The 20,538-nt window shown below is 67.4% G+C and carries 18 protein-coding genes and 1 pseudogene; 8 read left to right on the top strand and 11 right to left on the bottom strand.

Annotation, left to right across the window (positions count from 1 at the left end):
* Nucleotides 1-30: 30 nt before the first annotated feature.
* Together D3261_RS17230 and D3261_RS17225 are read right to left on the bottom strand one after the other, a co-directional pair.
* On the bottom strand, nt 31-849 hold the full coding sequence (locus D3261_RS17230; protein WP_120074501.1) for a deoxyribonuclease IV: 819 nt from the start codon (nt 847-849) through the stop codon (nt 31-33).
* A 44-nt stretch (nt 850-893) separates the two neighbouring features.
* Nucleotides 894-1,706, bottom strand: coding sequence for a biotin/lipoate A/B protein ligase family protein (locus D3261_RS17225; RefSeq protein WP_120074499.1), 813 nt, complete (start codon nt 1,704-1,706; stop codon nt 894-896).
* Nucleotides 1,707-2,173: 467 nt separating this feature from the next.
* Here D3261_RS17225 and D3261_RS17220 point away from each other — a divergent pair, with 467 nt between their 5' ends.
* Entirely contained in the window at nt 2,174-3,088 is a 915-nt protein-coding gene (locus D3261_RS17220) for a serine/threonine-protein kinase RIO2 (protein WP_120074497.1), read from the top strand.
* A gap of 31 nt (nt 3,089-3,119) precedes the next feature.
* On the opposite strand, the gene D3261_RS17215 is transcribed toward D3261_RS17220, so the two are convergent.
* Nucleotides 3,120-4,694, bottom strand: a complete 1,575-nt coding sequence (locus D3261_RS17215) for a hypothetical protein (RefSeq protein WP_120074495.1) — start codon at nt 4,692-4,694, stop codon at nt 3,120-3,122.
* Nucleotides 4,695-4,993: 299 nt separating this feature from the next.
* Here D3261_RS17215 and D3261_RS17210 point away from each other — a divergent pair, with 299 nt between their 5' ends.
* Nucleotides 4,994-6,238, top strand: coding sequence for an ABC transporter substrate-binding protein (locus D3261_RS17210; RefSeq protein ID WP_120074493.1), 1,245 nt, complete (start codon nt 4,994-4,996; stop codon nt 6,236-6,238).
* Nucleotides 6,239-6,408: 170 nt separating this feature from the next.
* On the opposite strand, the gene katG is transcribed toward D3261_RS17210, so the two are convergent.
* On the bottom strand, nt 6,409-8,553 hold the full coding sequence (gene katG / locus D3261_RS17205) for a catalase/peroxidase HPI (RefSeq protein WP_120074491.1): 2,145 nt from the start codon (nt 8,551-8,553) through the stop codon (nt 6,409-6,411).
* Between the two features lie 186 nt (nt 8,554-8,739).
* Here katG and D3261_RS17200 point away from each other — a divergent pair, with 186 nt between their 5' ends.
* Complete coding sequence (locus tag D3261_RS17200; RefSeq protein WP_120074489.1) at nt 8,740-9,927, top strand: ABC transporter substrate-binding protein; 1,188 nt, start codon at nt 8,740-8,742, stop codon at nt 9,925-9,927.
* An 11-nt stretch (nt 9,928-9,938) separates the two neighbouring features.
* On the opposite strand, the gene D3261_RS17195 is transcribed toward D3261_RS17200, so the two are convergent.
* From D3261_RS17195 to D3261_RS17180, 5 genes are all read right to left on the bottom strand, one after another.
* Nucleotides 9,939-11,006 (bottom strand): Gfo/Idh/MocA family protein, encoded by a 1,068-nt coding sequence (locus D3261_RS17195; RefSeq protein WP_120074521.1) that lies wholly within the window; start codon nt 11,004-11,006, stop codon nt 9,939-9,941.
* Nucleotides 11,007-11,098: 92 nt separating this feature from the next.
* Nucleotides 11,099-12,472, bottom strand: coding sequence for a UDP-N-acetyl glucosamine 2-epimerase (locus D3261_RS17190; protein ID WP_120074487.1), 1,374 nt, complete (start codon nt 12,470-12,472; stop codon nt 11,099-11,101).
* Nucleotides 12,473-12,555: 83 nt separating this feature from the next.
* Entirely contained in the window at nt 12,556-13,542 is a 987-nt protein-coding gene (gene corA, locus D3261_RS17185; protein ID WP_120074485.1) for a magnesium/cobalt transporter CorA, read from the bottom strand.
* Nucleotides 13,515-13,685: a hypothetical protein gene (locus D3261_RS20435; protein WP_192927989.1), complete on the bottom strand. Its 171-nt coding sequence runs from the start codon at nt 13,683-13,685 to the stop codon at nt 13,515-13,517. The genes corA and D3261_RS20435 overlap by 28 nt, the downstream gene beginning before the upstream one ends.
* 44 nt (nt 13,686-13,729) lie before the next feature.
* Nucleotides 13,730-13,936: a DUF1328 family protein gene (locus D3261_RS17180; RefSeq protein WP_120074483.1), complete on the bottom strand. Its 207-nt coding sequence runs from the start codon at nt 13,934-13,936 to the stop codon at nt 13,730-13,732.
* Nucleotides 13,937-14,262: 326 nt separating this feature from the next.
* Here D3261_RS17180 and D3261_RS17175 point away from each other — a divergent pair, with 326 nt between their 5' ends.
* Together D3261_RS17175 and D3261_RS17170 are read left to right on the top strand one after the other, a co-directional pair.
* Entirely contained in the window at nt 14,263-14,853 is a 591-nt protein-coding gene (locus D3261_RS17175) for a 50S ribosomal protein L15e (protein ID WP_120074481.1), read from the top strand.
* Nucleotides 14,854-14,890: 37 nt separating this feature from the next.
* On the top strand, nt 14,891-15,529 hold the full coding sequence (locus D3261_RS17170; protein WP_120074480.1) for a DsbA family protein: 639 nt from the start codon (nt 14,891-14,893) through the stop codon (nt 15,527-15,529).
* A gap of 6 nt (nt 15,530-15,535) precedes the next feature.
* Here D3261_RS17170 and D3261_RS17165 read toward each other — a convergent pair whose 3' ends face one another.
* Nucleotides 15,536-17,194: an FAD-dependent oxidoreductase gene (locus D3261_RS17165; protein ID WP_120074478.1), complete on the bottom strand. Its 1,659-nt coding sequence runs from the start codon at nt 17,192-17,194 to the stop codon at nt 15,536-15,538.
* Nucleotides 17,195-17,324: 130 nt separating this feature from the next.
* Here D3261_RS17165 and D3261_RS17160 point away from each other — a divergent pair, with 130 nt between their 5' ends.
* A complete protein-coding gene (locus tag D3261_RS17160) occupies nt 17,325-17,480 on the top strand; it encodes an AIR synthase (protein WP_120074519.1) in 156 nt (51 codons plus the stop codon).
* Nucleotides 17,477-18,853 (top strand): bifunctional hydroxymethylpyrimidine kinase/phosphomethylpyrimidine kinase, encoded by a 1,377-nt coding sequence (gene thiD / locus D3261_RS17155; RefSeq protein WP_120074477.1) that lies wholly within the window; start codon nt 17,477-17,479, stop codon nt 18,851-18,853. The genes D3261_RS17160 and thiD overlap by 4 nt, the downstream gene beginning before the upstream one ends.
* Nucleotides 18,854-18,920: 67 nt before the next feature.
* Here the strand turns inward: thiD and D3261_RS17150 are convergent, their stop codons facing one another.
* Complete coding sequence (locus tag D3261_RS17150) at nt 18,921-19,583, bottom strand: DedA family protein (RefSeq protein WP_120074475.1); 663 nt, start codon at nt 19,581-19,583, stop codon at nt 18,921-18,923.
* A gap of 131 nt (nt 19,584-19,714) precedes the next feature.
* On the opposite strand from D3261_RS17150, the pseudogene D3261_RS17145 reads away from it, so the two are divergent.
* Nucleotides 19,715-20,538: pseudogene (locus tag D3261_RS17145) on the top strand (DNA mismatch repair protein MutS); the annotation flags it as partial.

Raw genomic sequence — 20,538 nt, 5'->3', positions numbered from 1 at the left:
CCGGGGAACCCGTCCCTCCCTCGGACGGGTTCACTCCTCGCGGTAGTCCTTGACGCGCTCGATGTTCCAGGCGTAGCTCTTGCCGTCCTCGGTGGGGGTTTCGAGCACGAACGGCACGTCGGCGAGCGCGTCGTGGTTGATGACCGCCCGCATTCCCTCACTCCCGATCTCGCCCTCGCCGATGTGGGCGTGTTCGTCCTTGTTGGTGCCACAGGCGTGTTTCGAGTCGTTGAGGTGGATACACCGGAGCGAATCGAGGCCGACGATGTCGTCGAACTCCGCCAGCGAATCCTCGACCCCCTCGGGTGTCGAGAAGTCGTAGCCCGCGGCGAAGGCGTGGGCGGTGTCGAGACAGAACTCGATGTCCTCGTCGGTCCGATCGCGAACCGTCGCGAGGTGGTCGAACTCGCCGCCGAGCTTGGTCCCGCTCCCGGCGTCGCTCTCGACCAGCAGGGTGACTCCTTCCGGGATATCGAGTTCGTCGATGGCCTCCCCGGCGTTCGTGAGTCCACCGTCGACGCCCGCGCCGGTGTGCGCACCGAGGTGGACGTTGACGAACTCGATGCCCAGACGATCCGCGGCGTCGCACTCGTCTTGGAGGCTCGCGACGGACTTCTCGCGGAGGTCGTCTTTGGGGGTGGCGAGATTGACGAGGTAGGAGGCGTGGATGACCCACGGGCCGAGGTCGGAATCGCGAAACGCTGCGGCTTCCTCGTCGTCGAAGCTCGGGCCGGCCCAGACCTGGGGCGAGGCCGTGAATATCTGGCCGCAGTTCCCGCCGACGTCGACCTGGCGCTCGATGGCGTTGTCGACACCGCCGGCGACCGAGACGTGTGCGCCTACGTGCATACCCGGGCCTCGACCGCGGTCACAAAGAGCCACCCGATCCGCTTTCAGGCCGTCGGGTCTACCCGGTCGCGGTTCCACGCAGGAGAATCGTACTTCTCCTCTACGCGCGCACGCGCGAGAGCGAGTTCGTCGTCGGTCCACTCGCCCACGTCGGCGTCCGCCCACTTCCCGAGGGCCGCCTCGAACGCTTCGACCGCCCGCTCCCGCTCCAGATCCCGTTGCTCTCGGAGGTTCGTCACGCGCTCGCGGAACGTCTCGGGGTTCGGCGAATCGACGAAACAGTCGAGGTGGGTCTCGACGGCGTCGGAGAAAAGCACCGAACCGTGCTGGATCACGCTGTCGCGCCGGCGGTACTGGGCGTTCCCGCTCAGCTTCCGGCCGTCGCCCGCCACTACGTCGTGCGCCGGGTGGAGCCCCCGGAGGTAACACGCGGGTTCGAAGATCGCGGGGCGCTCCTCGTTGACGAAGCCCGCTTCGACTCCTACCCTCTCCAGCGCGTCGAACAGGGGTTCGCAGAGCAACTCGTAGGTCTCCATCAGGTCCCCCGGGAGTTCGTCGGCGGGCGCGACGATCGAGTAGGAGATGTCCCCGCGAGTATCGTGGTAGATGCCGCCGCCGCCGGTCGGCCGTCGCGTCACCGAGATCCCCTCGCGCTCGCAAAAGTCCCAGTCGACGGTTTCGGGCTCCTGATGGTAGCCCAGCGAGAGCGTCGCGGGCTCCCACCGATAGACTCTGAGGGTGCGTGGCCCGCCGTCCGCGGCGGTCTCGGCGGCGACCTCGTCGAGCGCCATGTTCAACGGCCCGCTTCTGGTGTCTTCGCGGATGAGCCGCCACTCCCGGTCGTCGAGATCGGTCATGGCTGGTTCAGGGACCGATTCGACAAAGCGATTCGTGTTTCGTGAACTCTGAGTCGTCGTCCTCCGGATGAGTGTGAGGTCCCCGAACGTGTCCGCGAACCGCCGTCGAGTTCTATGATCTGACTCGTCTGTGAAACGAGCGCGACTACAAGATTCGATCCGCCAGCGAAACGAGCGCGATTACTAATCCCGCCACAACTGAGAAACCGCACTGCTTCCGCCACCGCCCCACGACGGCCACACTCTCCCCAACCGATTCGCTTCACTCGCTCCGCTCGTTCCGCTCATCCCTCGCACGGGTCGCGCCTCCGGCGCTCCCGCGCGCCGACAGCATCCCACCGCCACAGCACCGCAGCCGCTCCGCCCCATCCAACACCAACGGATGAATCTCCGATTTTGTATCCCAATATAGGATTTATCGACGGTGGCACGCGGCGTTTTTACCCACGAGCGGCGTACGGCAGGTAATGGTCCAGAACGTCGCGAGCGAGATGGCGGCGCTCGAACCCGAGGACTTCTACCTCCTCTCGGGCGTCGAGCAGGGGATGCGCTTCAGCGAGTGGGTGAATCGCGGAAAGCTCGCCGACTTCTCGGACCTCACACCCGAGAACGTCGACTACCGGCTCGACCGGTGTGCCGACCGGGGGCTGCTCGAACGCCGGACGATCCAGTACGAGGGCTACAAACTCACCTTCGAGGGCTACGATGCGCTCGCGCTCCACACCTTCGCCGAGCGCGGCACCATCGAGGGCGTCGGCGCACCCCTCGGTGTGGGCAAGGAGAGCGACGTCTACGAGGTCTCCTCGTACACCTCCTTCGCGCTGAAGTTCCACCGTGAGGGCTATACGAACTTCCGAGAGGTGATGCGCGAGCGCGACTACACTTCGGACAACGACCACGTCTCGTGGATGTACACCGCCCGGAAGGCCGCCGAACGCGAGTACGGCGCGCTCGAAGCCCTCTATCCCGACGTCTCGGTGCCACGACCGGTCGACCAGAACCGCCACGCGGTGGTGATGGGCAAGCTAGACGGTGTCGAACTCTCGCAGGCCGCGCTCACCGACGACCAGGTCATCGGTGTCTGTGAGCTCGTGCTCCGGGAGATGCAGACCGCCTACGCCGCGGGCTACGTCCACGCCGACATGAGCGAGTACAACGTCGCGGTTTCGAACGAGGGCATCACCGTCTTCGACTGGCCGCAGGCGGTTCCGACCGACCACCCGAACGCCGACGACCTGCTCCGCCGGGACGTCGAGAACCTCCTCGGCTACTTCGAACGGAAGTACCCGCGCCTGACCCCGGACGCGCTCGATTCGACCGGGATCGCCCGGGCGATCGCCGACGACCGTTTCGACTCGATCTCGGACCACACCGCCCGCTGAACCGCGGGCTCCGATATCGAACGGTGCCGACTCAGTCGACGACCTTCACGACCAGCGCGCCGTCGTTCTCGAAGACGATCTCGTAGCGCGCCGAACGGACGAGCGAGGGCCGCATCGCCGTCGACTGTGCCCGGACATCGTAGTTCGCGGAGTAGCTGTCCGCCGAGAGGTAGAGGTAGTCGGGTGAGCGGTCGGCCGCCGCGAGCCGGTCCGTCAGGCAGGCGGCGTCGTCACACGCGGCGACCGCACCGATAGCCCGCATCCGTTCGTTCTGATCCTCGCCATCGAGCCACTCGGCCCCCCGATACGTGAGCACCGACGTGTGCTTCGCGAACAACGGGAACCACTCGGCGGTGTCACCGACCACGGCGAACGAGGCGTTCTCGGGTGTGTTCGCCGCTGCCCACTCCATCGCCTCGATATCGTCGTCGTCGACGTACATCTGGGTCGAGGAGGGGCCGTCGATACCTGGGTAGTTCGCGGCGTAGACCGACCCGGTTCCGGCGGCGTAGAGACAGAGCACGACGACCAGCACCGTCGCCGGTCGGATCGGGACCGAGGGCGAGACCCGCGTTCGCATCCGCTGGGTGGCGCGTGCGGCCCGGCAGACCCCGACGGCGGCGACGAGCACGCCGACCACCATCGCCATCCGGCGCGGGAAGAACAGCATCGAGAGCCCCAACCAGACGAGGAGCGGGTACGACCGGTCGGCGAGGAGGTACCACCCGCCGACGAGGACGAACACGGCCCACACCGATGGGAAGGCGAACTTCGGGTTGTACCAGAACGTGACGAGCTGGAGGGGCTTCAGCCCGAGCCCGCCGTGGGTGCTCGACGCCTGGACGAACACGTCGACACCGTGGCGCGAGACGACCGTCAGGAGCCACGGACCCACCAAGACCAACCCGCCGACCGCCACGACCGCACCGTAGCCGAACCCGCGGGGTGTGCGGTCGAAGACGGCGAAGAACACGAGGTAGCTGAACCCGAGAAACGCCGCGCTGACGGGGTGACTCAGGGTGGTCAGCGCGAAGCAGCCGACCGCAGCGACCAGCCACCGCCGGCGGTGGGTCCGAAAGAGCTTCACGCCGACGACGAGCCCGGCCATCATCACCGCGAAGGCGGGGGCGCGTACGATGCCGCCCGCGGTCAGCACCATCCGGAACACCGCGGGACTCGTGGCGACCGCCACCCCCGCGACGCTGGCCTGCCACCGTGTCGTGAGGAGCTCGCGTCCGAGCGCGTACGTCGCGACGACGGAGCCGAAGACGTAGAGCCCCGGTACGAACCGGGTGAGCGCGAGCGGCCCCACGCCAGTGAGGTCGAGCAGTGCCGCGTAGACGTAGAGGAACAGCGGCGGATACGCGAACGGGATCCCGTGGGTGGTGTAGTATGGGATCCGGGTCGGGAGTCCGTAGCCGTTGGCACCGATCCGCTCGGCCACCAGTGAGAACAGCCCCGCACCGAGCCCGGGATACGGATGCGTGAGGAGGTACGCGAGGTAGACGACGAGCGCGGCGAACAGCGGCGGGGCGAGAAACCCGAGTTCGCGTGCCCATGGTCTCGATTTCAGTGAGGAACCTATCGAATCGGTGGGAGCGGCCATCGCGGACCGTTTTTCGACATCCGGTAAGTGTCTTGTGAGGTCACTGTTTCGGGTCCGATTCGACCACGATGAATCTCATACGACGATATAGAAACGAGCGATCCGCTGCGAATACGGCCGTTCCATCACCCTTCGTCGATGGCACGTAGAAGAACCGTACTGAGCGGCTCCCTGCCCCGAGGTGAACGGAAACCGATCTCACCGGGATAGCTCGTCCGCACCTGTGGAGCGCCACACCGACAGGGTTCGGCTGGCCGAATTCCGGAACGCTTTTGCTCGTTTAGGTGAGCCTAAATCGTATGTCCGACGACCGCGACCACCACGAAGCACCGACGCGACGGGAGTACGTGAAGTACGGCGGGGCAGTCGTCGGCGGGAGCCTGCTCGCCGGGTGTGGGGGGCAGTTCGACTCCGGATCGACGCCAGCCGAGACGGCCAGTGGTGGGGCTGCGACGGACACCTCGACAGCCGCGGACGAGGGCTACTCGGTGACCCTCTCACCGGTCGGTGACGTCGCGCTCGATACCGTCCCCGAGAGCTTCTTGGCGTACTACCCGATCTCCGCCGGTGCCGCCGTCGCGTTCGGTCACGGTGATTCGATCAACGCCATCGGATACGACAAACAACTGTTCGGGAACACGGTCGGGTACTACTACGATAGCCTCGATGGGGTCGAGTTCGAGTGGGGAGACCTCGGTCGTGTGACGCCGAGCGGGAACCCCAACACGCTCGACAAAGAGCTCCTCTACGAACTCGATAGCGACATCCACTTTCTCGACCCATGTCTCCTGCGGAGCAGCGCGTTCGGGTGGGACACCGAGGACCTCTCGCGGATCGAGGCGGACATCGGACCGTGGTTCGGAAACTACTACAGCCGGACGAACGGCCAGCCCCCACAGGGATGCCGGAAGGACTACGAGTACTACTCGCTCTGGGAGTACCTCGGCAAGTTCGCCGCCGTGTTACAGGAAGAAGAGCGCTACCGGGAGTTCAAGTCGATGCACGACGACCTCGTCGGTCGAATCACGGCCGATCTCCCGCCAGCGTCCGAACGACCGTCGGTGGCGGTTATCGCCTACACGGATGGGACGTTCTGGCCGTACGACTTCACACAGCAGGGGTACATCTGGAACCACCTCCGTCCGTTCGGGATGACGAACGCGTTCACCGAGGCCGGCATCGACCCCAGCAGCGACGGATCCTACGATTACGAGGCGCTGGTCGAAGTCGAGCCGGATGTCGTTCTACGCTACTGGGGGACCGCACTCGGGGAAACGTTTCTCGAGAACCGGTCGGAAATCGTGGACGACGCCCTCGCCGACGATGTACCCGCCTTCCGGAACGAGCGGTACTATCCCTCGGGATACGGGATGCAGGGCCCGGTCATGAACCTCTTCCAGCTCGAGATGACCGCGAAACAACTGTTCCCCGACCGATTCGGGGAGTGGCCGACGTACACCGAGGGTGGGTATCCGGCGATCCCGCCGGAAGAACGGCTGTTCGATCGCCAGCGGGTCGTCGACATCGTCGACGGCGACTTCTAACCGGTGATATCTCACTTCGTTTGACGTCCGGTATCCCCCGCACCGATCGGTGCTTTCGAATTCGATCCGAAGCGAACGAGCCATCAGGTCGGTCGAAAGCGCAGTTCAGCGAAAAAGCGGATTCATCGTATCGATTCGAAACCGAGTGGATCGAGACCGTCGCGGGTGACCTATTCGAGGTCGAAGCGGTCGTGGGTCATGACCTTGTGCCACGCGTCCACGAAGTCCTCGACGAACTTCTCCTCGCCGTCGTCGGCCCCGTAGACCTCCGCGACGGCGCGGAGTCGGGCGTTCGACCCGAAGACGAGGTCCACGCGGGTGCCCTCCCGAACGAGTTCGCCGGTGTCGCGGTCGTAGGCCTCGAAGCGGTAGTCGTCCTCGGTGGCCGACTCCCACTCCGCGTCCATCCCGAGCAGGGTCGCGAAGAAGTCGTTGGTCAGCGTTCCCGGCTGTTCGGTGAAAACACCGAGGTCGGAGCCGTCGTAGTTGGCGTCCAGCGCGCGCATCCCGCCGACCAGGGCCGTCATCTCGGGGACGGTCAGGTCGAGGAGTTCCGCCTTGTCGACCAGCAGCTCCTCGGCCGGCTGGTCGGCCTCGGCGGAGCGGTAGTTCCGGAAGCCGTCGGCCACCGGCTTGAGCGCCTCGAAGGATTCGACGTCGGTCTGCTCCTGGGAGGCGTCCGTCCGACCCGGCTCGAACGGAACCTCGATCTCGTGACCGGCCTCGGCCGCCGCGTCCTCGACGGCGACGTTGCCACCGAGCACGACGAGGTCGGCGAGCGAGACCTGCGTGCCGTCGTCCCGTGATTCGTTGAACGCCGTGCGGATCCCTTCGAGCGTGTCGAGCACGGTCGCCAGCTCGTCGGGCTGGTTGACCGCCCAATCGCGCTGTGGTCGGAGGCGGATCCGGCCGCCGTTCGCGCCCCCGCGCTTGTCGCTCTCGCGGTAGGTCGACGCCGACGCCCACGCGGTTCTGACCAGTTGGGAGGTGGTCAACCCGGAGTCGCGGATCTCGTTCGCGAGCGTCTCGATCGCGTCCTCGTCGACGATCTCGTAGTCGGCGTCGGGGATCGGGTCCTGCCAGAGCATCTCCTCGTCCGGCACCTCGGAGCCGAGGAATCGCGACGGTGGGCCCATGTCGCGGTGGATCAGCTTGTACCACGCCTTCGCGAACGACTCCCGGAACAGCTCGGGGTCGTCCTGGAACCGTTCGAGGACGTCACGATAGTCGTCGTCCTTCTTCAGCGCGACGTCGGTCGTCAGCATCATGGGGTCGACCGTCGACTCCGCGTCGTGGGCCTCGGGGACGGTCCCTTCGAGTTCCCCGCCGACCGGCCGCCACTGCCAGGCACCGCCGGGGCCCTTGTGGGCCTCCCACTCGTGGTCGAGCAGGTTGTCGAGGTAGCCCATGTCCCAGTTCGTCGGCGCGCTGGTCCAGGGACCCTCGATGCCGCCGGTGATCGTGTCCTGCCCACGACCGGACTCGTAGTCACTCTTCCAGCCGAGACCCTGTTCTTCGAGGTCGGCGGCCTCGGGTTCGGGGCCGAGGTGTTCGGGGTCGTCCGCGCCGTGGACTTTTCCAAAGGTATGGCCGCCGGCGATGAGCGCGACCGTCTCCTCGTCGTTCATCGCCATGTGGTCGAATGTCTCGCGGATGTTGTGTGCCGAGCCCTCGACGTCGGGTTCGCCGTAGGGGCCCTCGGGGTTCACGTAGATGAGGCCCATGACGGTGTTGGCGAGCGGGTTCTTCAGGTCCTTGCCCTCGTCGAAGCGGTCGGGGTCGGTGACCTCCATCTCGTCCTCGGGGCCCCAGTCGACGGCCTCGTCGGGCATGAAGGCGTCAACGCGACCGCCGGCGAAGCCGAACGTCTCGAAGCCCATCGATTCGAGGGCGACGTTCCCGGTGAGAACGATCAGGTCGGCCCACGAGAGCTTCTTCCCGTACTTCTCCTTGACCGGCCAGAGCAGTCGACGGGCCTTGTCGAGGTTGGCGTTGTCGGGCCAGCTGTTCAGGGGAGCGAAGCGCTGGGCACCGTCGGCGGCCCCGCCGCGGCCGTCCGAGACGCGGTAGGTGCCGGCGCTGTGCCACGCCATCCGGATCATCAGCGGGCCGTAGTGACCGTAGTCCGAGGGCCACCAGTCCTGGGACGTGGTCAGCACGTCCTCGATGTCCGTCTTCACCTCGTCGAGGTCGAGTTTCTCGAACTCCGTGGCGTAGTCGAACTCCTCGTCCATCGGGTCCCCGGGACGCGTGTCGTTGTCGAGGATCTCGAGCCGTAACCGGTCCGGCCACCAGTCCTGATTGGATCCGTTCATCGACGGTTCGTTGTGGCTTTCGAAACTTAAGCTTGCCTAAATCGACAACGAAGTTTCGTTATGAGCGAAGCGATTTGTCGATCCGCGATCATCCGTCGGCGAACTCGTCCCGCTCCGCCCCTCCCGTCGACGCCCCCGACCGAGCGGAATCGAAACACCCTTCTACTTTAGGCATACCTAAAACGCATGGGACGGAACACGGGCCGCAGCCGGGCACCGACACGACGGGAGTACGTGAAGTACGGCGGTGCGGTCGTCGGCGGTGGGCTGCTCGCGGGCTGTAGCGACGGTTCGACCGCGAACACCTCGGCGACGAGGAACGAGACGACGAGGACGACGGGGTCCACGACGAGCGACGGTCGGTCCTACACCGTCTCGATGGCACCGGTCGGGGAGGTACGCTTCGAGACGGTCCCCGAACGCTGGATCGCCTACGACGGTGGCTACGCGGACATGGCCGTCGCGCTCGGGCAGGCCGGCGGCATGACCGGCAGCGGCGACGCGGACCGGTACTACACCTACGTCTACGACGAGCTGCCGGGTGTGAACGTCGGTCGGGACGCGGTCGAGCGGAACCCGGAGGTGCAGACGAAGGAGCAGTTCTACGAGCTCGACAACGACGTGCACCTCTACGACCCGCGGATGCTGGTCAACTGGTTCGAGTGGCGTCAGGCGGACGTCGAGGAGATCGCCACCAACGTCGCGCCATTCGTCGGCAACCTGATCTTCCGGCGCTCGGACGAGTGGCACGACTACCGGTACTACACCCTCTACGAGGCGTTCGAGACGGTCGCGACGGTGTTCCAACAACACGATCGCTATCGGGCGTTCGAGCGGCTCCACGACGAGTTCATCGGAAGGGTTCGGTCACAGCTCCCGTCGGAATCCGAACGACCCGACGTTCTGCTCACCTACGAGGCGACCGACGAACCCGAGACGTTCTCGCCGTATCGGCTCACCGACACGGGCACGAGCAAGAAACAGTGGCGCGACCTCGGGGTCACCGACGCGCTCGCCGGGACCGACATCGAGAACCTCAGCACCACGAACCGCGGCGAACTGGACTACGAGACCCTCCTGGAGGTCGATCCAACGGTCCTCCTCGTTCGCGGCCACGAGCGAAAGACCGCGAGCGAGTTCCGCGAGACGGTGCTCGCGTACATGGAGGACCACCCCGTCGGCAGCCAGCTCGCCGCCGTGCGAAACGGCCGTGTCTACCGCGGCGGCTACCTGAATCAGGGCCCGATCCACAACCTGTTCCTGACCGAACGGGGCGCGAAGCAGATCTACCCGGAGACGTTCGGAAACGTCACCGGCGACGACCGGCTCTTCGACCGGCAGCGGGTCGCGGACATCGTCACCGGGGACTTCTGAAGCAGTGAGGATTACTCGACGGAGACTGCTTCGCCGGTTGCGCTGGAGCGCTGGATGGCGTCGAGCACCCGCTGGACGGCCAGCGCCTGCTCGGGGGTGTTGCGCTCCGGCGGCGTGCCGGTCTCGATCGCCGTCGCGAAGGCGCGCTGTTCGGCCGCGATGGGGTTCACCTCCTTGGTCTCGACCTCGGCGTTCACGAAGTGCGGCGCGCCGACGTCGTGGGCCTCGTGGATCGTGAGCGCCCCGCTGCCGCGGTCGAGCGTCGCCCCCGCTTCCGTACCCTGGATCACGAACTCGTCGGTGGGTTCGCGGTCGGCCGCCCACGCGCATTCGAGCGCGATCGTCCGGCCGTCCGTGCAGGTCAGCAGGGCCGACGTGGAGTCGTCGACGTCGAAGGCCTCCGGACCGGAGTCCTCGCCCCACATGTCGAGGTAGGTGTAGTCCTCGCGACCGCCGAACTGGCTCCGCGTCTGGCCGAGCACGGTCTCGATCTCGGGGAAGTCCAGGAAGTGGAGCGCGAGGTCGATCGCGTGCACGCCGATGTCGACGAGCGAGCCACCGCCCGCCGCGTCCTTCCGTGTGAACCACGACCCGCGGCCGGGGACGCCGCGCCGGCGGACGTAGTTCGCCTCGACGTGGGTGGTCTCCCCGAACCGACCCTGGTCCTGGTAGCCCTTCACGACCTCGACGGCCGGCAGGAAGCGGTTCTTGAACCCGACCATGCAGGTCCCCGGCGCATCCCGTGCGGCGGTGGCGATCCGTTCGGCGCTGTCGAGGCTGTGGGCGAGCGGTTTCTCGAGCAGCACGTCCAAGCCGGCGTCGAACGCCGCGACCGCCTGCTCCTCGTGGTAGCGGTTCGGCGTCGTGACGACGATCCCGTCGACCCCCGCATCGACCAGCTCGTCGAGGCTCCCGTAGGTCGGGCGGTCGAAGCGCTCCTCGAAGCGCTCGCGCGCCGTCGCGTCGATGTCGACCCCGCCGGCGAGCCTCGCGTCGCCCTCGGTCAACCGGGTCGCGTGGTACGACCCCCAGCTCCCGAGGCCGATGATACCGATCCGTGGTGTGTCTGCCGTCTCCATCGTTCGTTTCACCACAGCAGGGAGGGATAAGTGGCTCGTCCTCCGGTCGATACCGTTTCGTGTCCGGGGACGAGTCGACGCCGGTTCGTCGGTCAGAGGTACTCGAAGCCCTGCTCGTCACCGTCGAAGCCGAGGCGTTCGTGGGCCCACTCGAACGGGGCGTCGTCACGGCGGTCGTCGAGGAACTCGACGATGGTCTCGCCGACGTTCGCGCCGTAGATCGACTCGCCCGTTCGAAGCTGGTCGCGAACCGATTCGGTCTCGTGGACGTGCTCGACGAGGTCGAACATCGCCTCGCCCGTCGTCGGCGGCACGAGGAGGTTGGTGCCCGCGTCGAAGACCGTCTCCGGCCGGTCGGTGTTGTAGCGCGCGGTGAGGCAGACCGCCTCGTCGATGTGGTTCAGCTCCTCCTGCATGCTGCCCGAGTCGGTGAGCTCGGCGAAACACTGGCCCGACCGGAGGAACTCGTAGACGTGGGCGTGCTTCTTCCAGAGGCCCGTGAAGAGGAAGTTGTCGTGCTCGTCGTCGAGGTCGAGGATGCGATCACGAAGGCCGTAGTTCTCGAGCGCGCGTTTCGTGGCCGTGAGCTCGACGAAGTTGACGTTGTAGCCCGCCTCGGCCAGCCGGACCACGCAGTCGACGATCGCCTCGAAACGGTCGGGGAGGAGGTTCGCCCGGCGGTGGATGTCGACCCGGATCCAGTCGTCGCGCTCCTCCAGAATGGGATAGACGTCGAAGACGGATTCCTCCAGGTCCTCGTCGGCCTTCATCTCGATCGCGTCGACGACGGAGTTGCCGACGACCGGGATTCGAGGCGTACCGTCGACTTCCTCGGGGTAGCCCTCGCGCACGAGGTGCTCGCGGTTGAGTTCGGTCGGCGCGAAGTGATAGACCGAAGCTGCAGACCCAACGAAGGTGTCGTACTGCTCGGGGAACGGTTCGGTTCGGTTGAGCGACCACTCGCCGTTCCACTGGTCCTCGATGAACTTTTCAGGATCCGTGTGGTTCTCGAAGGTCGGCGACATCCCCCGGAGGCCGGCCTCGTTGTGGGCGACGAACTGGTTGGTGGCGAACGCCCACGCCTGTGGGACGATACCGGCAGCGAGGGTGTCGCCGTGGACGATGGGCAACACGGTGGTGTCGGGGTAGTGCTCGTCGAGGTGGTCGGCGAAGCTCGCGATACGGCTCGTGAGCTGGGCGGTCTTCTCGGAGAGCCCGCCCCGGATACCGAGGTCGACCGCGACGCTGTCGGCGATGCCGTACTCCGCGAGCCCGTGGCCGAGGAGGTCGTCGTGGTGCTGGCCGGTGTGGAGTACGAAACACGGGAGCCCCTGGCGACGCGCCGCCGTGACGACGGGGGCCTGCTTGTAGAAGTCGGGTTTCGTGGCGGTCACGACCGCCACCGCGAACCCCTCGCCCGCCACCTGGTCGGCGAGCCGGTCGTCGTACACCGTGATATCGCTCATTGCTTCGATACTGCTCCGTCGGGGATTGTAACTGTTGGTGTTGCGTCCCGCCGGACGCTCCGATCGGGTCCGGTCGACCCGCCTCAGATGTACCGTTCCCGTTTGAAGTACGCGACGAGGATCACCACGACGACGACCATCCCGAGGAGGACGGCGGGGTAGGCGAGCGGCCACGCGAGCTCGGGCATGGTCTCGAAGTTCATGCCGTAGAGGCCCGTGACGAGCGTGAGCGGCAACACGACCGTGGCCACCACCGTGAGGGTCTTCATCACCTCGTTTGTCGACTGCGAGAGGGTGTTGAGGTAGATGTCGCGCGCCCCTGACGCGAGGTCGCGATAGGTGACGGTGAGCTCGACCAATTGGACGAGGTGGTCGTAGACGTCGCGGTAGTACTTCTCCGAGTCGGGCCGGATCCCGGCGGCGTCGCCGCGGGCGAGCACCCCGATCGCCTCGCGGGAGGGCCAGAGCAGCCGCCGGAAGGAGAGGAGTTCGCGCCGGATCTCGTTGATCGATTCGAGTACCTCGGTGTCGGTGGGCGTTACCACCGCCTCCTCGATGGTCTCGATCCCGTCCTCGAGCTCGTCGAGGACGTCGAAGTAGCCCTCGACCATCCCGTCGATGACCCGGTAGGCGATGCGGTCCGCGCCGGTGTCGTCGTTGAGCCGGCCGTCGCGGACCAGCCCCCAGACCCGCTCGACGGCCTCGACGGGCGTCACCGAGAGCGTGACCAGCCAGTCGGAGCCGACGAACAGCCCGACGGGCGTCGTCTCGACCTCGTCGCGGAAGGCGGTGTCGCCGGTCGCGAGTCGGGCGGTCTTGAACAACACGAACGTGTAGTCCGGGTACTCCTCGGTCTTCGGTCGCACCGTGTCGATCACGTCCTCGGTCGCGAGCGGGTCGATGTCGAACGCCTCGCGGAGCCGCTGGCGTTCGTCGGGGGTCGTATCGGTCGCCCGGATCCAGGTCGTCCCGTCGGCCGCACGGACGTCCTCGATCCCGTCGCGTTCGGTGACGCCGGTTGCCGTGGCGCTCATCGCGGTGATCACGGTGTGGCCTCCGGCGCGCCCCACAGCCCGATGACCGAGAGCGTGACGCCCGCCATGATACCCGTGATCGAGAACGCCCGCCCCGGGTACGCGGCGACGATACCGACGACGTAGCCCGCGAGCCCGGTCACCGTGAGCGCGGTCCCGGCACTCAACACTCGGTTCATGCGGTCACCGACGACCCCTTGCTCGAAAAAATTTGGCGTGGTCCTCAGAGGAAGTTCAGGACCACCGAGAGGATCGCGAGGATGACGAAGACGATGATGAGGATCCGGGCGATCTCGGCGGTGAGGCCAGCGATACCCTGCGCCCCGGCGACGTAGGCGATGATGGCGAGCACGATGAACACCACCGCGAGATACGCGATCGAACCGGTCTGGAGCGGCACCGCGGTGAACGCCGTGAGTGCGGCGGTCATCGGTCGTCCTCCGCTCGGTGCGTTCGCGGTACGATGCGGTCGCGGGCTGTCGGTTTCGAGAACATCACTGGCCCCGACACCCGTTCCGATGTTGGGGGTACGGCTTGCACCCGACGGCGGTTTAAGTACTTCGAGCCTCGTTCGACAGCCTCTCGCACGCGTCTCGCGGTTCCGAAGGCCTTAACAGCGCGATCGCCGAAGGGAGGCCAACTCGCAGGCGACGGGCACCGGCGGGCACCTGTTCGGTGCGGCGCGCACAACAGGACGGTATGTGGCCTGCGCGGCCGAGACCGCGTGGCTGAACCACCAACGCCCGGAGGCATATCATGGCACGAAGCTTCTATTCACACATCGGCGACGCGTGGCACGACCCCGAAAACGAGATGCAGGCCGAGCTCCAGTGGCGACGCCTCCAGGAGTGGCGGCAGGAGGGTGCCATCGAGCGTATCGAGCGCCCGACGCGGCTCGACCGGGCGCGCTCGCTCGGCTACAAGGCCAAACAGGGGATCGTCCTCGCGCGGGTCGCCGTGCGCAAAGGGACGGCGCGCAAACAGCGCCACACCGCGGGCCGGCGAACCAAGCGCCAGGGCGTCAACCGCGTCACGCGCCGGAAGTCCATCCAGCGCATCGGCGAGGAGCGCGCCAGCCGGAAGTTCCGCAATCTCCGCGTCCTGAACTCCTATCCGGTGGGCCAGGACGGGAGCCAGAAGTGGTTCGAGGTGATCCTCGTCGACCCCGAACACCCCGCGATCGAGAACGACGACGACCTCTCGTGGATCTGTGACGACTCCCACCGCGGCCGGGCGTTCCGCGGCCTCACCAGCGCCGGCACGCAGGGCCGTGGCCTCGGCGAGAAGGGTAAGGGCGCGGAGCACACCCGTCCGAGCATCAACAGCGACCGCAACCGCGGCAAGTAAGCCGACCCCTTTTCGGTCGCGAGCGTCTTTCATCGCTATGAGTCACGACGCCGCGACCCGTCAGTCAGAAACGCTCACGATGTACGCGGACTACGTCTGTCCGTTCTGTTATCTGGGGGAGGCCTCGCTAGAACAGTACCGAGACCAGCGCGACCAGCCTCTCGACGTCGAGTGGCATCCGTTCGACCTTCGAGCGGGCAAGCGCGGCCCCGACGGCGAGATAGACACCGACGCCGACGACGGCAAGGACGAGGACTACTACGCCCAGGCGCGCGAGAACGTCGAGCGCCTCCAGGACGAGTACGACGTCGAAATGTCGCTTTCGCTCGCGACGGACGTGGACTCGAAACCCGCCCAGCAGGCCGCGCTGTTCGTTCGCGAGCGGTACCCCGAGCAGTTCGAGGGGTTCCACGAAGCCGTCTTCGACGCGCTCTGGCAGGACGAGCGCGACATCGGCCATCCGGACGTCCTCGCCGACCTCGCCGACGATATGGGTATCCCGACCGACGAGCTCCGCGAGGCGGTCGAGGACCCCGAGCGCGAGGCCGACCTCGAAGCGCGGTTCGCCGACGCCCAGCAGGTCGGGGTCACGGGCGTGCCGACGTTCGCCTACGACGGCCACGCCGCCCGCGGCGCGGTCCCGCCCGAACACCTCCGACGACTGGTCGAGGGCTGAGAACGGTCAGACCCGCGGACGGAGTCGACGCATCAGCCGCGAGGCGTTCTTTCTGGCCTCGCCAGGGTGGGGGAGTCCGAACCGATAGCGGACTTCGTCCTGACGTTTCAACGGCTCGAACACGCGGGGCTCGGTGAGGTCGTGGACCTCGCAGGGGTCGGCGCGCATCCCTGAGCGCGCGACGATCGCGTTGGTCGCCCGACGGGCGGCCTCGTTCGCGCCTTCCATGCAGGCGAGGTCGGTGTTGGTGTGGACGTAGTCGGCGGCGAGGGTCAGGTTCTCGATCTCGGTGTCGGCCTCGGGCCGGTGGTGGAGCGACCCGACCGTGTTCACGAGCAGGGGTTCCTCGTTCGCCATCCCTCCATCCGTGGGGCTGAGTGCGGGGTCGAGCGCCCAGTCGTAGACGTTCTCCTCGGTCAGTCCCTCGCGCTCGCGGTCGAGGTGGGCGGTGAGCTGGGCCCAGACCTCCTCGCGGACTTCCTCCGGGCTGCACTCCGTCGCGGGTTTGTCGTGGACCATGCCCGGTGTGTTCCAGTCCGAGACGATGACCGAGAGCACGCCGCCCACCGCGCCGTCGGTGCGCTCGCGGAGGTCGTAGTCGTCCCAGAACTGCTGTTGGGAGATCGAGGTCAGCGCCCACGGCGAGTCGGGGTAGATCTGGTGGCCGTGCGCCAGCGGCACGTCCTCGCGGAGGAAGAACTGGATGCCGTTCATCCAGGCGGTGTCGAGCTGTTCGATCCCCGCGAGCGACGGTGCGGCCCGGACCAGGTCGTCGGTGACCAGGTTCGCCATGACCTCCACCGGGAGCGCCGCGACGTAGTAGTCGGCCTCGATCTCGCGCTCCTCGCCGTCGGTCTCGACGGTCGCGCCGGTGACCCGCCGGCCGTCACACGCGATGTGGGTGAGCCGGTGGCCGGGGTGGAGGGCCACCCCGAGCGAGTCGAGGTAGTCCGTCCAGGGGTCGATCCAGGCCTCGCTGGTGGGACCCGAGAGGATGCGCTCGGCGTCGAGCGACGGGTCGAGTGCGCCCCGCAGCAGCTGGATGTAGATCTTGCTCACGGTACGGGCGCTCGCGCGTTTCGGGTCGAGCGCGACCAACAGTTGCGTGCTCCGGCCGAGGTTCCGCCGGTAGCCCTCGGAGAAGTCGTCAGCGTCGATGAACTCCCACCACGTCACCGCCTCGAACTCCTCCTCGACCCGCTCCCGACAGCTCGTGGCCACCACGAGGAGGCGTTCGAGGAAGAAGCCCGCCTCGGCCCCCGAGACCCCGTCGCCGGCGATCCCGGGTTTCAGCTGTCCCACCCACTCGTCCGGCGTGCGCGGCGTTCGCGTCGAGGAGACGACCTCGTCGTCGGTCACGGAGCCGATGAGGGTCTCGGAGGTCGGCACCAGGTTGTCGGCCACCGAACCGTCGCCGTCCGGGATCCGGGCCATCGTGTCCGTGACGTGCCAGTAGAACCCGGGGAAGAAACGGAACCCGTGCTCGCCGGGGAGCGTGGGACCGTCGTCGAACGCCGCGGGCACGCTCCGGGCCTTGCCGCCGAAGCGGTCGTTGGCCTCGTAGACCGCGACGTCGAAACCGCGCTCGCCGAGCTCCTGGGCCGCGCTCAGCCCGCCGATACCCCCGCCGAGAACCGCCACCGTCGGTGTCGCTCCCTCGTTCATGGTCGAATGATCGCCGTACGTTCTCCGGCGGATAATACGTTGTGCTGTGGGTGGCGGCTTCCGGAATCGCCGTCGACCGACCGTCGACGCAAGCGCCACCGCTAAGTAACACTCGATGATATCACTCGGTATGAGCACTCTCGGGACGGTCGACCGACGGCTCCTCGACGGCCACGTCCATCCGAACCGCGGGGCCACCACGCGGGCTTGCGAGGTTCACCCCGAGCACGACCCGTGCCGGGCCACCGTCGACGCGCTCGCGGAACGTGCGGCGGGGGGCGAATGACCCACCGACCGGCACCGGTCTCGCCGCCGGTCTGTCTCACGATCGCGACCAGCGATTCGGGCGGCGGCGCGGGGATCCAGGCCGACCTCAAGACGATGGAGGCCTGCGGCGCGTTCGGAACCAGCGTGGTCTGTGCGACCACCGCCCAGAACACCCGCGGTGTGAACTCGGTCCACGTCCTCCCGACCGAGGAGATCGACGCCCAGTACGAGGCTATCGCCACCGACTTCGACCTCGGGGGGGTCAAGACCGGGATGCTGGCGACCGGCGAGGTCGTCGAGCGGGTCACCGACTACGCCCGCGACCTCGACGCACCGCTCGTCGTGGATCCGGTGATGGTCGCGGCCTCCGGCGACCGCCTGCTCGAACCGGATGGCGAGGCGGCCTACGAGGCCCTGATCGCCGAAGCCAGCCTCGTCACGCCGAACGCCGACGAGTGCGCGGTCCTCACCGGGACCGAGCCGACGGACGAGGCGAGCGCCCGCGAGGTCGGCGAGGAACTGGTCGCGCTGGGTGCCGACGCGGCACTCGTCAAGGGCGGGCACGTCCCGACGGACGACGAAATGGTGCGTGACATCCTCGTCACCGCCGACGGACACGAGACGTTCGAACATTCGCGGGTCGAGAGCGAGGCGACCCACGGCTCGGGCTGTACCCTCTCCAGTGCGATCACGGCCCACCTCGCTCGCGGCGACTCGCTCGACGGGGCAGTCGAGGCCGGGCTCTCGCTGATGGCGCGCGCCATCCGTTACCCGCTCGACGTCGGCGAGGGGCCCGGCGCGGTCCACCACCTCGCCCACCTCCGGGAGCGTGCGGCGCGGGAGACGACCGCCGAGGCCGTCGCGAACTGCGTCGAGCACCTCGTCGAGCGTGACGTCTCACCCCTCGTACCGGAGGTCGGCATGAACGTCGTCGGCGCGACGCCGTACGCCGAGGCCCCCACTGAGACCGCCGCGGTCGAGGGGCGGATCACCCGAACCCTGTCGGGAATCCAGCCGAATCGTGGGGTCCGTTTCGGCGCATCGAGCCACGTCGCGCGGTTCCTGCTCGCCGCCCGCGAGTTCCACAGTGAGTACCGGTTCGCCGCGAACTGCCGGTTCGACGACCGGATCGAGGCCGCGCTCGCCGACCTCGACTGGGCGGTCGGTGAGTACGACCGAAGCGAGGAGCCCGAGACCGTGAAGACGCACGAGGGGAACACGATGGGCTGGGGGACGCGCCGAGCGTTCGAGACGGCCGACGGGACGCCCGTGGCTATCGTCGACCGCGGCGAGGTCGGCAAGGAGGCGATGACGAAACTTCTCGCCGAGGACGGCGAGACGCTGGCCGAGCGGCTGACCGTGCTGTGCGACGCGCTCCAATCGGCCGAGTAACCGGTGTGCTATTTCCGTGTTCGGTAGGGCACCATTTCGTGTCGAATCTCGCCAGCGGGGGTCGTCGTTACCGGGTCGAGAGCCACCGGCTGTAGGCGTTTCTGGTCGCCAGCACGGCGAACAGTGCGATCCCGGCCGCCGCCACGCCGGGGACCGGGTTCGTGAGGGCGTACGCCAGTCCCCGACCGAACGCGCTGCCGAGCCAGCCGAACACCAGCTGTGAGGGCATCGCGTCGAGCCCGGCGACGACGACCGCCGCGACGCCCGTCGCGAACAGCCCGCTGCCGGCGGCCGAGTAGAGCGCGAACTTCCCCGAGTGCATCCCCGCGATCCCCGCCGGAACCGAGATGACCGACCGGACGACCGGCAGCAGCCGCCCCCAACAGACCGAGGACTCGCCCCAGCGCCGGAACCACCGGCGGGCGCGTTCGACCTCGTCGGCCGAGACGTGGACGTACGCGCCGTAGCGGTCGATCACCGGCTGGTAGGCCCTATCGAAGACGTAGTAGGCGAACAGGCTCCCGACGGTCGCGCCGGCGGTCACGACCAGCACGAACGCGAGGAAGCTCGCGGGGCCCGTGACCAGCGCCGCGGCCCCAACCGGGAGGACGAGCTCGCTCGGGACGAACGGGAAGGTGAGGGAGGTCTCACAGAACATGAACACGAACAGCACTATTAGTCCATAATCGGTCACGAGCCCGACCGCTGCCTCCCCGATGCCGGCGACCATCACCCGACCTACCGGGGTAGCCAATTTGGCGTTTTCCCATTCCACGGGACCGAACCCGACCGAGTCGCATCGGGCCGAGTTCGAGCCACGGAACCCACAGGTTTTAGCGCGCGGCTCGCTCGGATCGGGATATGCCGGAGGGAATCGTCGGGGAGTTTCTTTCGCTCAAGGCCGAAACCGATGCCGATCTACTGGCGATGCAGTGCGGCGATTTCTACGAGTTCTTCGCCGACGACGCCGAGTTCGTCGGTCGGGAGCTCGACCTCACCGTCTCGCAGAAGGGGGCCCACGGCTCGTCGTATCCGATGGCGGGCGTACCGCTGACCGAGCTCACGCCGTACCTCAAGGTGCTCGTCGAGCGTGGCTTTCGCGTGGCGGTCGCCGACCAGTACGAGACCGACGGCGGCCACGCCCGCCGGATAGAGCGCGTCGTGACCCCGGGCACCCTGCTCGAAACCACCGACGCCGAGGCGCGCTACCTCGCGGCGGTCGTCCGGGAGGGCGAGGGCTACGGCCTCGCGTTCGCGGACGTCACCACGGGAAAGTTCCACGCCACCGAGGTCGGCGGCGACGTCGAGGACGTCCTCACCGAGTGCTACCGCTTCGCGCCCGCCGAGATACTGCCCGGACCAGAGGTCCGCGGCGACGACGCGCTTCTCGAACGGCTCCGTGGGACGGAGGCGTCGCTCTCGCTCCACGCCACCGAGGCGTTCGAGCCGGGTCGGGCGCGTGCGATGGTCGACGACCAGTTCGGCGCGGCGGCGCTTTCGAGCGTGGGCCTCGCCGATTCGACGGGCGCGATCCGGGCGGCGGGCGCGGTGCTCTCGTACGTCGAGGACACCGGTATCGGGGTCCTCGCCTCGATGACGCGCCTCCAGCCCTACGCCACCGAGGGCGTGACGCTCGACGCCACCACCCAGCGCAACCTCGAACTCACCGAGACGATGGGCGAGGG

The sequence above is a fragment of the Halococcus sp. IIIV-5B genome, assembly GCF_003602035.1.
Lineage (GTDB): Archaea > Halobacteriota > Halobacteria > Halobacteriales > Halococcaceae > Halococcus > Halococcus salsus.
This window is presented reverse-complemented; position numbering and strand designations above follow the sequence as displayed.

Coding starts and splice junctions, on each gene's coding strand:
- D3261_RS17195 (WP_120074521.1), bottom strand. CDS start 11,006: ATGGAGACGGCAGACACACCACGGATCGGTATCATCGGCCTCGGGAGC.
- D3261_RS17230 (WP_120074501.1), bottom strand. CDS start 849: ATGCACGTAGGCGCACACGTCTCGGTCGCCGGCGGTGTCGACAACGCC.
- D3261_RS17180 (WP_120074483.1), bottom strand. CDS start 13,936: ATGACCGCCGCACTCACGGCGTTCACCGCGGTGCCGCTCCAGACCGGT.
- D3261_RS17170 (WP_120074480.1), top strand. CDS start 14,891: ATGAGTCACGACGCCGCGACCCGTCAGTCAGAAACGCTCACGATGTAC.
- katG (WP_120074491.1), bottom strand. CDS start 8,553: ATGAACGGATCCAATCAGGACTGGTGGCCGGACCGGTTACGGCTCGAG.
- D3261_RS17220 (WP_120074497.1), top strand. CDS start 2,174: ATGGTCCAGAACGTCGCGAGCGAGATGGCGGCGCTCGAACCCGAGGAC.
- D3261_RS17225 (WP_120074499.1), bottom strand. CDS start 1,706: ATGACCGATCTCGACGACCGGGAGTGGCGGCTCATCCGCGAAGACACC.
- D3261_RS17150 (WP_120074475.1), bottom strand. CDS start 19,583: ATGGTCGCCGGCATCGGGGAGGCAGCGGTCGGGCTCGTGACCGATTAT.
- D3261_RS17200 (WP_120074489.1), top strand. CDS start 8,740: ATGGGACGGAACACGGGCCGCAGCCGGGCACCGACACGACGGGAGTAC.
- D3261_RS17165 (WP_120074478.1), bottom strand. CDS start 17,194: ATGAACGAGGGAGCGACACCGACGGTGGCGGTTCTCGGCGGGGGTATC.
- D3261_RS20435 (WP_192927989.1), bottom strand. CDS start 13,685: ATGAACCGAGTGTTGAGTGCCGGGACCGCGCTCACGGTGACCGGGCTC.
- thiD (WP_120074477.1), top strand. CDS start 17,477: ATGACCCACCGACCGGCACCGGTCTCGCCGCCGGTCTGTCTCACGATC.
- D3261_RS17210 (WP_120074493.1), top strand. CDS start 4,994: ATGTCCGACGACCGCGACCACCACGAAGCACCGACGCGACGGGAGTAC.
- D3261_RS17190 (WP_120074487.1), bottom strand. CDS start 12,472: ATGAGCGATATCACGGTGTACGACGACCGGCTCGCCGACCAGGTGGCG.
- D3261_RS17215 (WP_120074495.1), bottom strand. CDS start 4,694: ATGGCCGCTCCCACCGATTCGATAGGTTCCTCACTGAAATCGAGACCA.
- D3261_RS17175 (WP_120074481.1), top strand. CDS start 14,263: ATGGCACGAAGCTTCTATTCACACATCGGCGACGCGTGGCACGACCCC.
- D3261_RS17160 (WP_120074519.1), top strand. CDS start 17,325: ATGAGCACTCTCGGGACGGTCGACCGACGGCTCCTCGACGGCCACGTC.